At 62.0% G+C, this 15,261-nt stretch carries 12 protein-coding genes and 1 pseudogene; 6 read left to right on the top strand and 7 right to left on the bottom strand.

The window, feature by feature from the left end; translation table 11 throughout:
* Positions 1-23: 23 nt before the first annotated feature.
* Positions 24-1,032, bottom strand: a pseudogene (locus tag AB4Y32_RS32535) (sterol desaturase family protein).
* A 387-nt stretch (positions 1,033-1,419) separates the two neighbouring features.
* Here AB4Y32_RS32535 and AB4Y32_RS32530 point away from each other — a divergent pair.
* Positions 1,420-3,312, top strand: a complete 1,893-nt coding sequence (locus tag AB4Y32_RS32530) for a potassium transporter Kup (RefSeq protein WP_439899872.1) — start codon at positions 1,420-1,422, stop codon at positions 3,310-3,312.
* A 135-nt stretch (positions 3,313-3,447) separates the two neighbouring features.
* Here the strand turns inward: AB4Y32_RS32530 and AB4Y32_RS32525 are convergent, their stop codons facing one another.
* The 4 genes from AB4Y32_RS32525 to AB4Y32_RS32510 form a co-directional block, all read right to left on the bottom strand.
* On the bottom strand, positions 3,448-4,779 hold the full coding sequence (locus AB4Y32_RS32525) for an ABC transporter ATP-binding protein (protein ID WP_368725247.1): 1,332 nt from the start codon (positions 4,777-4,779) through the stop codon (positions 3,448-3,450).
* A gap of 11 nt (positions 4,780-4,790) precedes the next feature.
* The gene (locus AB4Y32_RS32520; RefSeq protein ID WP_368725246.1) at positions 4,791-6,542 is read right to left on the bottom strand and encodes an ABC transporter permease; all 1,752 of its coding nucleotides are present in this window, start codon (positions 6,540-6,542) and stop codon (positions 4,791-4,793) included.
* A gap of 361 nt (positions 6,543-6,903) precedes the next feature.
* A complete protein-coding gene (locus AB4Y32_RS32515; RefSeq protein ID WP_368725272.1) occupies positions 6,904-8,409 on the bottom strand; it encodes a carbohydrate porin in 1,506 nt (501 codons plus the stop codon).
* A gap of 98 nt (positions 8,410-8,507) precedes the next feature.
* Positions 8,508-8,963 carry a hypothetical protein gene (locus AB4Y32_RS32510; protein ID WP_368725245.1) on the bottom strand — a complete coding sequence of 152 codons (456 nt, stop codon included), beginning with the start codon at positions 8,961-8,963 and terminating at the stop codon, positions 8,508-8,510.
* A gap of 1,010 nt (positions 8,964-9,973) precedes the next feature.
* Here AB4Y32_RS32510 and AB4Y32_RS32505 point away from each other — a divergent pair.
* Together AB4Y32_RS32505 and AB4Y32_RS32500 are read left to right on the top strand one after the other, a co-directional pair.
* Entirely contained in the window at positions 9,974-10,114 is a 141-nt protein-coding gene (locus AB4Y32_RS32505) for a hypothetical protein (RefSeq protein WP_368725244.1), read from the top strand.
* 114 nt (positions 10,115-10,228) lie between these two features.
* Positions 10,229-11,908, top strand: coding sequence for an NRAMP family divalent metal transporter (locus tag AB4Y32_RS32500; protein WP_368725243.1), 1,680 nt, complete (start codon positions 10,229-10,231; stop codon positions 11,906-11,908).
* Between the two features lie 311 nt (positions 11,909-12,219).
* Here AB4Y32_RS32500 and AB4Y32_RS32495 read toward each other — a convergent pair whose 3' ends face one another.
* Positions 12,220-12,582 (bottom strand): hypothetical protein, encoded by a 363-nt coding sequence (locus tag AB4Y32_RS32495; protein WP_368725242.1) that lies wholly within the window; start codon positions 12,580-12,582, stop codon positions 12,220-12,222.
* A gap of 11 nt (positions 12,583-12,593) precedes the next feature.
* Here AB4Y32_RS32495 and AB4Y32_RS32490 point away from each other — a divergent pair, with 11 nt between their 5' ends.
* The 3 genes from AB4Y32_RS32490 to AB4Y32_RS32480 all read left to right on the top strand — a co-directional run bounded on the left by AB4Y32_RS32490 (position 12,594) and on the right by AB4Y32_RS32480 (position 14,411).
* Positions 12,594-12,983, top strand: a complete 390-nt coding sequence (locus AB4Y32_RS32490; RefSeq protein ID WP_368725241.1) for a hypothetical protein — start codon at positions 12,594-12,596, stop codon at positions 12,981-12,983.
* Between the two features lie 17 nt (positions 12,984-13,000).
* Positions 13,001-13,585, top strand: coding sequence for a hypothetical protein (locus tag AB4Y32_RS32485; protein WP_368725240.1), 585 nt, complete (start codon positions 13,001-13,003; stop codon positions 13,583-13,585).
* Positions 13,586-13,703: 118 nt separating this feature from the next.
* Positions 13,704-14,411, top strand: coding sequence for an MgtC/SapB family protein (locus tag AB4Y32_RS32480; RefSeq protein ID WP_368725239.1), 708 nt, complete (start codon positions 13,704-13,706; stop codon positions 14,409-14,411).
* 52 nt (positions 14,412-14,463) lie between these two features.
* Here the strand turns inward: AB4Y32_RS32480 and AB4Y32_RS32475 are convergent, their stop codons facing one another.
* Entirely contained in the window at positions 14,464-14,823 is a 360-nt protein-coding gene (locus tag AB4Y32_RS32475; RefSeq protein ID WP_368725238.1) for a hypothetical protein, read from the bottom strand.
* Positions 14,824-15,261: the final 438 nt, after the last annotated feature.

Raw genomic sequence — 15,261 nt, 5'->3', positions numbered from 1 at the left:
CAGATTGGATGCGTCACCAGCGCTCAGTCCGTCGCGCCATCGACGTGGAAACGTTTTCCGCGCAGACGCATCACGATGCGCTCGAACGCAAACCCACTGCTGCGCGATCACGCCTTCGCCGTAAGAACGCGCGGCACCGTGTGGCGCAGGCAACTGGTCACGGATGCCGGTGGGCTCGATGGTCCGGTTCCATGACGCGGTCCGGAATAGCATGTCCCACCATGGAAACAGCACGCCGAAGTTGCACCCGTAGCGTGTGCCTTCATGACCGTAGCCCACCGCATGATGACGACGATGAAACGCCGGACTGACGATTACGCGCTCAAGCAGCCATCCGTACGGCAATCGTGCGTTCACGTGCTGCACGCTCTGCATGAAATTGCCGACGGCAACCAGCACGACGAACTGCGTTGGCTGTACGCCGATGAACAGGGAAACGGCCGCAAAAAACGCGGCCTGGATCATGTCGTCGAGAAGGTGGTTGCGGTCATCCGCCCACAATGACATCTGCTGCTGGCTATGATGCACCGCGTGCAGCTCCCACCACACGCCAAAGCGGTGCTGCCAGCGGTGATACCAGTAGCCGAAGAAGTCGAGCACGACCAGATAGATCAGGAACGATACGACCGCCTGATCGGTGACACCCGGCCAGATGCTCTCGAGATCGATGTTCGGCACGTCGTAGATCGCCATCAGGCTCTGCCAGTGGTCGAACAGCGGCTGGAGAATGAAGAAGAACGCAATATTGACGATGCCGAGCTTGGCGATCCACGTATAGATCACGTCGGCCCGCACTGCCTTGCGGTCATGCCAGGCCTCGACGGGCCGCAGTGCTTCGAGCGGCCTCAGCGCGGCATACGTGACGACGATTTCCAGCACGCCGATGATCACCCAGTAAAGGGCGTCGTACGTGTCCTCGTCGTAGCCCATTAGCCCGAACCGGTAGAAAAACGGCTGCACGGTATCGACATACCGCAGCGTCTGTAGCGCGGAGATGCCGTTATCGAGTTGCGCGAGGATATCGTGAATCATCAAAACCTCTGAATTGCCGGTGCTGTCAGGAATACGTGAGCCATGCCGCCCAGCAATGCGGCACAGGCGCCCGCCCCTTTGATGAAAGCGATCGGTAGTGACATGGAGATGGAATTTGCGCGCAACGCATGGGCAATGCTGACGATTGAAAGCCTCTCACGGGCGACTTCGACCTGACTCCCTCTCCCTAACGCTGCAACCGGCGCCACCGATGACACGCGTCAGGACATCCGATGCAGTCATTGACGGTGAAAATCGCCTTGGCGCGCGGATGCCTGACACATGTAGCAAACCTGAAAGAAACATCCCGTAGGATCGCACGCTCCCGTCCGATCCCGGGTTCGATTCATGCGACCTTTGCCCGAACCAGTCAACACGCTTTCAACCATGTCTACAACTGCCCTTCGATCTGCGTCACATGGAACCCACACAATGCCTGCCCTCGTGCTCGGCGCGATTGGCGTCGTCTTCGGCGACATCGGCACAAGTCCGCTCTACACACTCAGGGAATGCCTGAAAGCCGCGGGCGGCGTCAGTCAGATGAACGTCTATGGCATCGTATCGCTGATCCTGTGGTCCATTATCGTCGTCGTCACGTTCAAGTATGTCTGCTTCGTCATGCGCGCTGACAACGATGGCGAAGGTGGCATTCTTGCGCTGACGGCACTCGCATCGGGCGTTGCTCCCGTTCGGCTTCGTGCCGTGCTCCTGACCCTCGGTGTGTTCGGCGCCGCGATGTTTTACGGCGACTCGATGATCACGCCGGCGATATCCGTCATCTCCGCAGTGGAAGGCGTGACGCTCGTCGACCCTCATCTGTCGGAGTGGATCGTCCCGATTGCGCTCGTCATTCTCACCGGGCTTTTCAAGCTGCAAAAACGCGGCACGGGCGCCGTGGGCAAGATATTCGGGCCCGTGATGCTGGTCTGGTTCGCGACCCTCGCGGTGCTCGGCGTGATCAACATCGCCGCTCATCCCGCCATCGTGCTTGCCGCCTCGCCGCAATACGCTTTCATCTTCATCACCCACGCACCCGCCACCGCTTTCATCGTGCTCGGCTCGGTGTTTCTGGCGCTGACAGGTGGAGAGGCCTTGTATGCCGACATGGGGCATTTCGGCAAAACGCCCGTTCGGCTGTCGTGGCTGTTTCTCGTGTTTCCCGGACTCGTGCTCAACTATTTCGGCCAGGCGGCACTGGTTCTGGCCAGGCCTTCCACGATCAGCCAGCCTTTCTTTGAGTCAGCGCCAACATGGGCGTTGATCCCCCTTGTCGTGCTCGCCGCGGTGGCGACCGTCATCGCCTCTCAGGCCGTCATCTCCGGCGCATTCTCGATGACCAAGCAGGCCGTGCAGTTGGGGCTCCTGCCACGCATTCCTGTCGTTCATACCTCGAGTCTGGAGATCGGGCAGGTTTACGTGCCTTTCATCAACCTCACCCTGTATGTGGCCGTCGTCTTTCTCGTGCTGTTTTTCCGATCCTCCGACAACCTCGCAGCCGCCTACGGTATTGCCGTTGCATCCACGATGCTGCTCACGACGCTGCTGATGTACTTCGTCACGCATTGCCTCTGGCGCTGGAAGCCACTCGCGACGCTCGTGGTCATCGGGCCGATGGCCGTCGTCGATGCATTGTTCGTGTCGAGCAACGCGAACAAGATCATGGACGGTGGATGGTTTCCATTGGCGGCAGGCGTCGTGCTCTTCACGATCATGACAACGTGGCACAAGGGCCGGGCGATGGTCGTGCAACAGATCAGGAACGACAGCCTTCCGCTGGCGCCGCTCATCAGTTCGCTGACGGAACATCCTGTCTTGCGTGCACAGGGAACAGCCGTTTTTCCGGGCGGCGTAACCGACATGACGCCCTCTGCGTTTCTGCACAATCTGAAGCACAACGGTGTGATGCACCGTATCAACATCTTCATGGCCGGCGCGACCGACAACACGCCGCATGTCCCGGACGAGGACCGGGTTTCCGTTAAGGACCTTGGGAACGGTTGCTATTCGGTAGCCGTGCGTCACGGATTCATGGAGATTCCGAATGTTCCGACTGTGCTCAGGCTTGTCGAAAAGTCGATACCGGAATGGCATTACGAGCCGAACGAGGTCTCGTTTTTTCTTGGGCGCGACACGATTGTTGCCACGGGACAAAGCCATGCGATGTCGCTATGGCGCGAACGGCTGTTTGCATTCCTCGCGAGGAACGCAGCGCAGGCAGCGGAATACTACAGTCTGCCGCCTAACAGGGTTGTCGAAATGGGCGGCCAGATCAATCTCTGATGCGTGTCTGACACGGCGCGAGGGGCGTCGACGCCATCGCGGATACAGTGGCACATCGCGGTGTCCGTCGAACGCCTGCACTGGGCGGGTCGCACGCATCCCGACGCGCCCAGTGACGGCAATGCTACTGCGCGATCATGATTCGACGTCGGCCAGACTGAACACTTCCGTCTTGTCGTTATACGAGAAGATCTCGGCGTAGCGGCCCCAGTCGATCACGGCGTCGAGCGTCTCCTGTGCCGCACCATCGGACAGGAAGTCTTCCAGTTCCTGCTCGAAGCGCACGCGCGGCGCGCGGTGTCCCCGGCGCTCGTCCAGCACCTTCCTGATCCGCGCGGCCAGGGGCACGTGGCGCAGCATATGCCCGGCGAACATCATCTTGCGTTCCTGCGTACCCGAATCTGCAAACACGCGCGCCGCGGGTGTGAGGAACACGTCGCCCTCGCGCACGTCGGCGAACCCGAGGTGCTGCAGCACTTCGGCAATCGGGAACAGGTCGTCCACTTCCAGGTGCAGCGTGCGCGCAATTTCTGGCATGTCCGCGCGACCATGATACGGCGCGGCCGCGAGCGTCTCGATCAGACCGGCCATCAGGTTGGTCGACACATTTGGCAGCCAGCTGTGCAGCTCCAGCTCCTTCTTCGTCGTTTCGTCCGTCTGACGCGCGGTCATCTTCGCGTAGATGTCGTCGACGAGGCGGCGGAACGCCGGGTCCAGACGATTGCGCGGATGCCTGAACGGCACCTTGATCTCGGCGATCACGCGGCCCGGATTCGACGACAGCACGAGAATACGGTCGCACATGAACACCGCTTCCTCGATGTTGTGCGTGACGATCAGCACCGACCTGATCGGCATGCGGCCCTGCGTCCACAGATCGAGCAGATCGGTACGCAGCGTTTCGGCCGTCAGCACGTCGAGCGCGGAGAACGGCTCGTCCATCAGCAGCAGCGTCGGATCGACCACCAGCGCGCGCGCAAAGCCGACGCGCTGGCGCATGCCGCCCGACAGCTCGCGCGGATACGCGTTCTCGAAGCCGTCGAGACCGATCAGGTCGATCGCGGCCAGCGCGCGTTCGCGCCGCTCGCGCGCGCCTACGCCCAGCGCTTCGAGACCCGCCTCCACGTTCTGCAGCACGGTGAGCCACGGAAACAGCGCGAACGTCTGGAACACCATCGCGACGCCTTCGGCGGGACCCTTGAGCGGCTTGCCCATATAGGTCACTTCGCCGTCTGTCGGCTCGATCAGCCCGGCGATGATGCGCAGGAGCGTCGACTTGCCCGAGCCAGAGCGGCCGAGCAGACCAACGATCTCGCCTTCACGCAGCGACAGGTTAACGTCGTCAAGGACGAGCAGTTCGCCCTGTGCCTTGTCAAAGCCACGGCGTACTTTTTCGACACTCAGCACTTCTTCACCGAGGCGCGGAGGCGACTGGAACGCGTCAGCAGTTACGGCAGCATTCAGCATCGGATTCCCTCTCAATCAAGCCGGAGTCTGGATTCGGCGTAGGCGTACAGCGGGCGCCACAACGTGCGGTTAAACAGCGTGACGAACAGGGACATCACGGCGATACCCAGGATGATCTTCGGGAAATCGCCCGCGGCAGTCGTCTGTGCGATGTAAGCGCCGAGCCCGTGGGCCGCCACCTTCGTATCGCCCCACTGGACGAACTCGGACACGATGCTGGCATTCCACGCGCCCCCCGATGCCGTGATCGCTCCGGTGATGTAGTACGGAAAGACGCCAGGCAGCATGGCCTGGCGCCACCACTGCCAGCCGCGAATGCGGAAGTTCGTCGCGGCTTCCTTGTAGTCGTTCGGGTAGGCGGTCGCTCCCGCGATAACGTTAAAGAGGATGTACCACTGCGTACCCAGCACGATCAGCGGCGACAGCCAGATATCCGGGTTCAGGTGAAACTTCACGATCACGATCACGAAGACAGGAAACAGCAGGTTCGCCGGGAACGCCGCGAGGAACTGCGCGAGCGGCTGGATCTTTTCGGCAAGCGCCGGGCGCAGCCCGATCAGCACGCCCAGCGGCACCCAGACCAGCGAAGAGATGGCGATCAGCACGGCCACACGCAACAGCGTGATGAACCCCAGTACGAAGACGTGCCCGACTTCGTCGAGCGTGACGCCCGTACGTACATACGCAACCACGCGATACACGACGTACACGGTCAGCAGAAGCACCAGGATGCCCCAGATGATGTCCCCTACGCGCGTCCACTTCTGACGCTGCGCGTTGGGAAAACGCTTCGTATCGCGCATCGGCGTATGCATGGGAAGACGCGCCGTCCTCGCCAGCATCGCGCCCATCGGCTTGAGCATCTGGTGGATCATGCGCGTACGGCGCAGCATGTCGAGCAGCCACGACTCGGGCGCGTTGCCGGAACTGGTAGTTTCCATGCGGAACTTGTCGGCCCACGCGACGAGCGGACGGAACAGCAACTGGTCGTAGGCGAGGATCACGACCGTCATCGAGAGAATGACCCAGCCGATCGCATGCAGGTTCTTCTCGGCGATGGCCTGCGCAAGATACGCGCCGATGCCCGGTAGTGTGATCGTGTTGTTGCCGACGGTGATCGCCTCCGACGCGACAACAAAGAACCAGCCGCCCGACATCGACATCATCATGTTCCAGATGAGGCCTGGCATCGAGAACGGCACGTCGAGCTTCCAGAAACGCTGCCACGGCGACAGGTGAAAGCCCTTCGAGACTTCGTCCAGATCGCGTGGCACCGTACGCAGCGACTGGTAGAAGCTGAACGTCATGTTCCACGCCTGGCTCGTCCAGATCGCAAAGATCGCCGCAAGTTCGGCACCGAGCACGCGCCCCGGAAAAAGCGACAGGAAGAACGTGACCGTAAATGAGATGTAGCCAAGCACGGGCACCGACTGCAGGATGTCGAGAATCGGGACAAGCACCTTCTCGGCGCGGCGACTCTTGGCCGCCAGCGTGCCATAGGTCAGCGTGAAAATGAGGGACGCGATCATCGCCGCGAGCATGCGCAGCGTGGTACGCATCGCATACTCGGGCAGGTTCGACGGGTCGAGCGAGATCACCTGGGTCTTCAGGGTCGACATCGGTGCGAGCGTCTGATGAAAGCCGATGGCCGCCATCGCGATCAGACCGATGATCAATGGAAAGGCAACAAAGTCCCATCCGTTCGGAAGCAGGCGCCATGCAGATGCGTTTGCCGTGCGGTTAAGGCTGAAACTGAATTCCATCAGAGGTCTCCCGGAAAAGGGATGGGTGAGCCACTCGGTCGTGCACTTACCGGCCGGGTAGCGTGGTCGCACTCAACGTATCGTTGGCAGCGTATCGTTGGATCGGTCATTGTCGGCTTCGGGTGACGGCACGCGCGCCCCCAATCTTCAATCATGGCGGGCATTTGTGACCGAAACTTTGCTGAATTTCTGAAACCGTCAGTTTGCGGTCAAGCCGGGCTCCTGCCAGCCTTTGATACATGACAGATCGTTGCCGTTGCGCGTGGCGCCAGAAGCGCAATGCCAGCGACGCAGCGCTCCACGCTTCCCGCCCGGGTCGGCCGCATTGCACGCCTGTTGATCTTCATGCACGTACTACGCTTCAGAACACGATGTTCGTCCGTACGCCGAGAACGAATTCGTTGCCGATGCGCGTCGTCGGGTTGTCCGGCTGCGGAATGCCGCCCGACGGCCGGAAAAAGTACTGTGCATCGGCCTGCAGCATCCACCATGGCGCGACCTGATACTGATAGGTCGCTTCGACAACCGTCTCCGCACTGCGCGACGGGAAGCCAGGCGTCGTGAACGTTGCCGTATCGCTGGCGAGATTGCGCGCGTGCGAACCGATCTTCGCGTAGCCGACCGCAAGTCCGGCCACATCGTTATCGCGTCCCCTGAACGGCGCCTTCAGCGTCACGCCCGCATTCACCCCCAGGTCCACCACATTGCGGTCACCCGGCGCGCCCATAATGCGCGCGAACACGTTGACGGACTGCGCACTGTCCGCAGACGGTCGCCAGACCATCTGGTCAGCGACGGCATAAAAGCTGTAGTTGCCCTTGTGACTCTGCGGGATGCCGGTGCTTGCCGGATCGGCGAGCGAGCGGCGGGTATTGTCCAGCTGCTGGTCGGCGAAGTGATTGGTGTTGTACCAGAAGCCCAGCCTGTAGGTACCCGGCAGACCGGATGATGCCGCATCGGCGGGATTGGCTGGCGGCGGGTTGAGCGCGTACTGTACTTCGCCGATGAAGAGTGCGCCGTTGCCCAGGCCGAAATTCGTCCCGTGGGCGTTCAGCTTCTGCGGGTCGCCTACGCCGGGCGCCGGATTGCCGTCGAATGCGCCCGCGAGCACCGTCCATGCATCCGACGGCTTCACACGCAGGCGGATGCCGAGCGACGACAGCGGATAGGCGGGACCGCCCGCCGGCATATCGACGGAGGGCAGCACCGGCCAGCCGAATGTCGCGTTCATGAACGGCGCCGCGTTCTGGCTCACGATGAATTCCTGGTCGAGGCTCTGCTGGCCGATCTTCACATCGGCCTTGCCGCCAAACAGTGTCTGCTGATACCAGAGCTCCCACAGGCGCGTGGTCGCGTCAGCCTCGATGCCACTCGCGCTCTGCAGGGTCTGCAGATTGCGTGTGGTCAGATTCGTGCCGTGAATCTGCAGTGCCGATACGTTGAAGCTGCCCCCTGTCAGCCCAACGGCCTTCTCCAGGTCGACACCGACACCCAGCTGCGTCAGGCCGTCATACGCCCCGCCCCGTCTGGTGCCGCCCGACAGGTTGTTCAGGTACTCACCGGTTTCCTGCAGGTTCAGCGTGATGCCGTACTGGCCGAGCCACGGACGCAGTCCGCCCATGTCGCCGAACAGGTTCGGGCGTTCCCAGAAGCCCGTCGGTGCCACGGGTGCCTGGGCTGCCTGGGCTGCCTGGTCGGGCGCGCCGCTGGCGGCATCTGCTGCACCCTTCGACGCCGGTTTTGCGGGCGGTGCGCTGTCTGTGCCGGTTTGCGCGGCGGCCGTCGACATGACGCCGAGCGAGAACAGCACGCCCAGACCAACCGGCGCGGCGGATGAAAGCAGTGTGGTTTTCAGTTTCTTCTTCATGGCGGGACGAGACATGTTGTGCCCTGCCGGTTCACCGGCAGGGTCAGTTGGGAGACCAGATACGCTGGATGTGGCGCGAGCGTGAAACCAAAAAAGGTTCAGCAGAACCACCAGCTGAGCCGCAACGCACTCTCCAGTTCGGCGCCTGCCGACGATGCGCAGAACATCGCGACGAGCGCCACGGCCATGACCATCGCCGCGAGAATCGCGTAGCCGGTGGGCGTGAGCGGACGTCCGGCGACCGCCACGCGCACGGCGGTCCGTGCCGCCGCGATCGCAGCGCGATGCAGCTGCCGGATGGCAAGCCGACGCAGCGACTGCGGTGCGCGGCCATTGACCGCCGGTCCGTTCGCCACGAGGCCGCCCGCGCCCCGCGCCGGTGCGACCAGCAGATGGGCCGTGACGGCGACACCCGTCATCCGGTTGGCCCAGTCCCCGCCGGGCCGCGACGGCGCATTGCGGACAACGACAGCCGCAGGACGTACGGCCTCCACGGCCCTGAACGTACCGACAAAAGGAAGAGCAAATGGAACAGCGAACGATTTGAAGAACATGACCCGACTCCCGTCCGGCCCGACGAGGTCAGGCGACGTGCCACGTCTCGCAGCAAGACTGCGAGGCGATCGAACAAAGGGAGCGTGCTGCTGACGGACGACCAGACAGGCCGTCATCGATGAAGCGCGCTAACCCGACTTGGCGAGCTAGCGGCGAAGGAGAGTCCTGCGGCGGCTATCTCGCGGTAATGCTGCCGGCGCATACCGGCATCGGACTTCCACTGCTAGAGCATGTGTCCACGGAGGACTCCTTTAAGGCAACGCGGCGGATTGTAGTCGGAGCACTCATAGCCTGACAAGTTAAATTTGCGTAAAGATCATCGCACTGCGAATCAACAACACGGCCCTTCGATTGCGTCAGCTACCTGACAGGATAGAAAGACCCGATATGTATCCCTGCCGGCAATGGACCGCATTCACAGTGTGCCTGTCTCATAGTTTTGCTCTACTTATGAACTGCGTTGTATCAACTGCGTTGACTTGCCGCAAGATACGCGCCTACAATTGCGCATCTTGACAAAGGGGGCTGATGCCTTGGACAGCTGCAGTAGTCGATCCACGAATAGTTTCGCCGCCTGACCGGCAGGACGTCCGCGCTTCCCTTCCATAGCCGCCGTCCCGCCAGCAGGCGGACGGTGCGCGTCGCAGTCTTGACACTCCCGTGCACCTCTATCAGCGCCATACAGGCGTCGCATCTGCGCGTCCCGCATTTGCACGTCCGTAAGGCATTTCGTCGCGAGTCATTTCGCGGCTGCGTTTGCGCGCCCGTCTGTCCCAAGACACGAGTGCGCAGGTGGATACGCGCGCGTACAAGCCGTGCGCGAAACCTTTGAGCAAGGGAGGTCGTGATGCCAGACAGTGACAGTTGCCGCTTACGCCGCATGTCCCAGTTGTGTCCTGAGGAAAGCGGGTAGGCTCCGTTCGCCGCGCCCCAAGTCGAGCCCGGCCGCGTGCCCACTGGCTTTCCGCATATCGTGTGTCGCGTCAAGCCAGACGCACGGAGAAACATCATGAACTTCGGGCTCCTCCTTTCGAATCTGCCGCACGTCAAAGAGTCACGCGACTACTACGACGCCATGCTTTCGCTACATCAGTGCAGTGCACACCGGCTCACTAATTTCTGGCTCGGCCTCAAGGCCCTGATTTCGTAAGCACCTGCGCGTAGTCCGACATACGCAAGCGGTGCCGTCGACCGGCCACTCACATCCTTACGTATGGCGGAAACCCGCGGGATCGACTCGACCTGCCTGTCTCGGAGAAATACAATGTCCACTCCCTCGAGCGTTTCACCACCACGCAGCGTAGCAATCGAACGCAGTGCGGTTCTCGACGACGCCCATCTCGGTGACATCAAGGGCGCACTCGGCACGATTGCGCGTCATGACACCGCGCCCCGCACCAGCTGGTGGGCGCGCTTGCGTACGCTACTCGCGATCCTCGGTCCTGGCCTCATCGTGATGGTCGGCGACAACGACGCCGGCGCGTTCGGCACCTATACCCAGGCCGGACAGAACTACGGCACCACGCTGATGTGGACCATGCTGCTGCTGGTGCCGGTGCTCTTCGTCAACCAGGAAATGGTGCTGCGCCTCGGTGCCGTGACGGGTGTCGGCCATGCACGTCTGATCTTCGAACGCTTCGGCAGGTTCTGGGGGGCGTTCAGCGTGATCGACCTCTTCATGCTCAACGCGCTGACCATCGTGACCGAGTTCATCGGCATCACGTTTGTGGTCGATTTCTTCGGCGTCTCGAAGCTTGCCGGCGTGTGCATCGCCGCAGCGCTGACCATGGCGGCCGTCAGCACCGGGAATTTCCGAAGGTTCGAGCGCTTCGCGATTTTGCTGTGCATGCTGAGCCTGCTGCTCGTGCCCGTGCTCGTGTCGATCCACCCACCCGCCGGCCAGATGACGCGCGACTTCTTCATTCCGAACTGGCCCGCACATTCGAAGCTCGCCGACGTGATGCTGCTTGTGATCGGCATCGTCGGCACGACGGTTGCGCCGTGGCAGCTGTTCTTCCAGCAGAGCTATGTCGTCGACAAGCGCATCACGCCGCGCTTCATGAAGTATGAGAAGGCGGATCTGTGGATCGGCATTGCGTTCGTGCTGATCGGTGCGGTGGCGATGATCGCGTTCTGCGCGGCGCTCTTCCAGGGCAAGCCCGAGTTCGGCAATTTCACCGATGCGGGCGGCGTCATCGCCGGACTCGAGAAGTATGCGGGTCATACGTCGGCCGTCCTCTTCGCGATCGCGCTGTTCGACGCCGCCATCATCGGCGCGGCGGCGGTGTCGCTGTCAACGGCCTACGCGATCGGCGACGTGTTCAGGATCCATCACTCGCTGCATCGTGGCATGTCGGACGCGAAGGGCTTCTATCTGGTCTACTTCGGCATTGTCGCCGCTGCTGCGGCCATCGTGCTGATTCCTGGCAGTCCACTCGGTCTGCTCACGGAAACCGTGCAGACGCTTGCGGGCGTGCTGCTGCCGAGTGCCACGGTATTCCTGCTGCTGCTGCTGTGCAATGACAAGGCCGTGCTCGGACCGTGGGTCAACTCGAAGAAACTGAACCTGTTCACGGGCGCGGTGATCTGGGTGCTGGTGATGCTGTCGATCATCCTGACGGCATCGGTGATGTACCCGGACATGAGCGGCGAGACGATTCTCACGATGCTCGGCGGCGGCACGCTGCTCGCCATTGTCGGGTACGCCTCGACGGTCGTGCTTCGCAGGCTTCGCCGTGAACCCGCTGAGGGCACGGGAGTAGGCACGGCTCAGGCCTGGCCGAAGAACGCGCGCGACACATGGCGTATGCCGCCGCTGGACGAACTGCCGCCGCCCAACCTCACATTAGCCAAGCGCGTCTGGATGGGGGTGTTGCGCGGATACCTGCTGCTCGCGGTGGGGCTCGTCATCGTCAAGGTCGTTCAGATGACGCTTCTCAGGTAGAGCGGGCCTGCGTACTTCGCCTGCGTCGTCAGCAATTCCCGCTGGCTCGCAGCGTGAATCTGCCTGCATTCGACCAGGCAGGTTCACCATGCGCGAAAGGTGGATAACGTGAGCCGGATTCGACCGCTTTCCGCTCGCGCTGCCCGCATGACGGGGCGGCGGGCAACGCGCGCCCAGGCGTTGCGAGTCAGTCATGGTGACTGGCGGGGCAGACCGCTCAGCCGCACCGAATGGACGCTGCTGGTGCTGTGGGCATGCCTCCTGACGTCGGTGCTCTAGGCAACCGCGCTCGTTGCATTGATTCGCGCGATTCAGCGTACGCTCGGCTGATGCCGGCTCCCATTGCGACGGGAGCGGGTTCGCATCCTGACAACGACGAAGAGACTTTCGCGAAACGGATAGAAGGTGATGCCATGAATCGCCTGCATATGCGTCACAAGACGGGACCCGTCGTCCTCGTTATCGGCCTGTTTGTGGCGATCATTGGCGCCATTGCGACCGTGGGTCAGATCATTCTCGCGCCAGTTCCAGCTACAACCGGCGTCACTGCTGTCGCGACGCCCGCTCACGATGCGTGGCGCGCTGATCGTTTCCACTGCCTGATCTACGGAAAATACTGTCTGAGCGATGTTCTCCGCAGACACTAAAAGATACGGCCCATATTGGCCCGACACCGGGAGACTTCATGATCACCTGGATACACACCGGTCCATCTGTCATTGCGTCATTCCTCGCATCCCTGATTGAGTTCGTTGAAGCGCTGACTGTGATTCTTGCGGTCGGGTCGATACGAGGCTGGCGCTCAGCACTAACGGGGGCAACTGCTGGCGTGCTTGCCATGGCGGTGCTGGTCGTCGTGCTCGGCCAGTCGTTGCTGCAGGCGCCGATCGTTGCGGTGCGGCTCCTCGTTGGCACTCTTGCACTGCTGTTCGGCGCACGCTGGCTGCGCAAGGCCATGCTTCGGGCAACGGGCGTCATCCCGCTGCATGACGAAAACGCCGTGTTCATGAGGGAGACGACCGCGCTGCGTCAGGCGGTCGTCCACCGTGCCAGATGGATCCCGTCGCCCTCGTAACGTCGTTCAAGATCGTGATGCTCGAAGGCATGGAAGTCGTGTTCATCGTGATCGCGCTGGGCGCCAGCAGTCGTCAGATGGGCGCGGTGTCGGCCGGGGCAGTAGCCGCCTTCGCGCTCGTTTGCGGTCTAGGTGTCGTGCTGCACAAACCATTGGCGAACATGCCGGAAAACACCTTGAAGTACGCAGTCGGCATCCTGCTCTGCGCGTTCGGCACGTTCTGGTCAGGTGAAGGCCTCGGGCTCGGGTGGCCGTCGGGGGACCTCGCTATTCTCATGCTTGCGGGCGGCTACCTGATCGTGTCGCAGATGCTGATCATTGCGTGCCGCCGATACGGTGCGCACGTGCCCGCGCCCACCAGCACCGCGCGGGGTGCTGCCGCGCATCCGCCGCGTCGTGGCACCGTGCGCATCCGGCGAAAAGCGCTCCTCGGGCTATTCGTCGACGATGGCTTTCTGGCTGCCGGCGTGCTCGCCTGGATCGCAACGACAGCGGTACTCACCCGGACGGAATGGGTCGATCATGCCTTCATGCCCGGCCTCCTGTTTGGCGGCGTGGCGCTCATCCTCGTGCTCAGTGCGGGGCGTGCCGCGATCCGATAGCGGCACATACGGCTGAAACAGCTTGACCACGGCGATATCGGGATATGTTGCAATATCCCGATGCCGAACGGTCTCCCGGCCACGGGACCCCCCCGACTATCCCAGACTTCTTTCGAACATGACTGCTGACTTCTTCTGGCGGCTGCTTGCCGCCTTTGCCTGCGGCGTTGCCATTGGACTGGAGCGCCAGATGCGTCAGCGCACCGCCGGGTTACGCACCATCACGCTGGTGGCAAGTGGTGCGTGCCTGTTCGTCACGCTGGGCATGCTGACCGGAAACGGGATTGCCGGCGTCACGCAGATAGCGGCCTATGTCGTATCGGGCGTCGGTTTCCTCGGTGGCGGCGTCATCATGCGCGACAAGGGCTCGATACAGGGCATCAACACGGCTGCAACCCTGTGGTGCGCGGCTGCCGTCGGTGTGCTGTGCGGTTCCGGACACTTCGGGCCCGCGATCGCGGGGACGATACTGGTGCTGGTGACCAACACCCTGCTGCGGGAGGTCAGTCGCGCCATCAACGCGACGCCGGTGTCAGGGGCGGACCTGGTGCGCGAATATGTGCTGACCGTTGTCTGTCGCGAACAGGACGAAATCCACATCCGCACGCTGCTGTCAAACTCCATGTATTCACAGCCGCTGTCGTTCCAGAGCCTGACCAGCCAGGACTTTGAGGGTGACCCGGCGCGCATTGAAGTGACGGCGACCGTGCGCATGCATCCGAAGGTCCAGGCAAAGCTTGAACTGATGGCAAGCCGTATCAGCATGGAAAAGGGAGTGTCCAGCATCAGCTGGTCCGCAAAGGAAGCCGAACCCGCACCGGAGTAACGGCGCAACGGAGCGCCGGTAATTTTGCCAGAATCCGGGGCTGCGCCGAACGTCACCTGTGAGACGCATCCTCGCAGCCGATGAGTTCCGGGTGCAACCCGATATGAAGTATGACGAACCAGCGTCTCGGGCACCGGGGCGCGATATAAAGCACCACGGCTCGCGCATCGTCGAGCTCGACATGACCTGCGCGCACGGCGTCCTCGTACGCGTGTCGCGCGTCGCTACGTACCCAGCTGGCGGCCAGGATCACAGTGCAGACACCAAACACGGTGATAGCCGATGCGGGCACGTCGATGGACAAGATGCGACTTGCCAGTTCGCCGATAAGCACCAGTATTTCGGCGAGCAGAATGGCAACCAGGCCGACACGAACCTTCGACTGCAATGCGAGTCTGGTCTCAGGTTTCATCACCCACTCCCCCCGTGCACCGCTGGCAAGATGAATACCGGTTCCCGACGAGGAATGCCGCGCGCCACCAACCAGGGGGACGTCATCTTCATGATAGCAGTGGTCCCGGTGTGTCCGATCCCACCTGCGGCTTCAACCCGAGACCCCTGCCATTCATGGTTGTTCAGGGTCCCACGGGTGGGATTCGGACTGCCGTTGGATCGTTGGATCTGATTCCGACCAGCAAATCCTTATGAGAACCGTTGCCATTTTCGATAAAAGCCCGAACCAGGGCTTTCCACATAAAAGGGTAACTGATGGATAAACTTAAACGTTGAGAATGCAACCAGGCGACACCATGGCATCCAGACACGAACTCAGGCGATACCGCGCACACCTTGCCGACGAACGTCACAGCGCCGCGCTCTATGAGACACTCGCGCACGTCCAAAGGGACGG

The organism is Paraburkholderia phymatum (genome assembly GCF_040965635.1).
GTDB classification, from domain to species: domain Bacteria; phylum Pseudomonadota; class Gammaproteobacteria; order Burkholderiales; family Burkholderiaceae; genus Paraburkholderia; species Paraburkholderia phymatum_B.
Note: the sequence above shows the minus strand (reverse complement) of the source record. Positions and strands in the feature narration are given on the sequence as shown.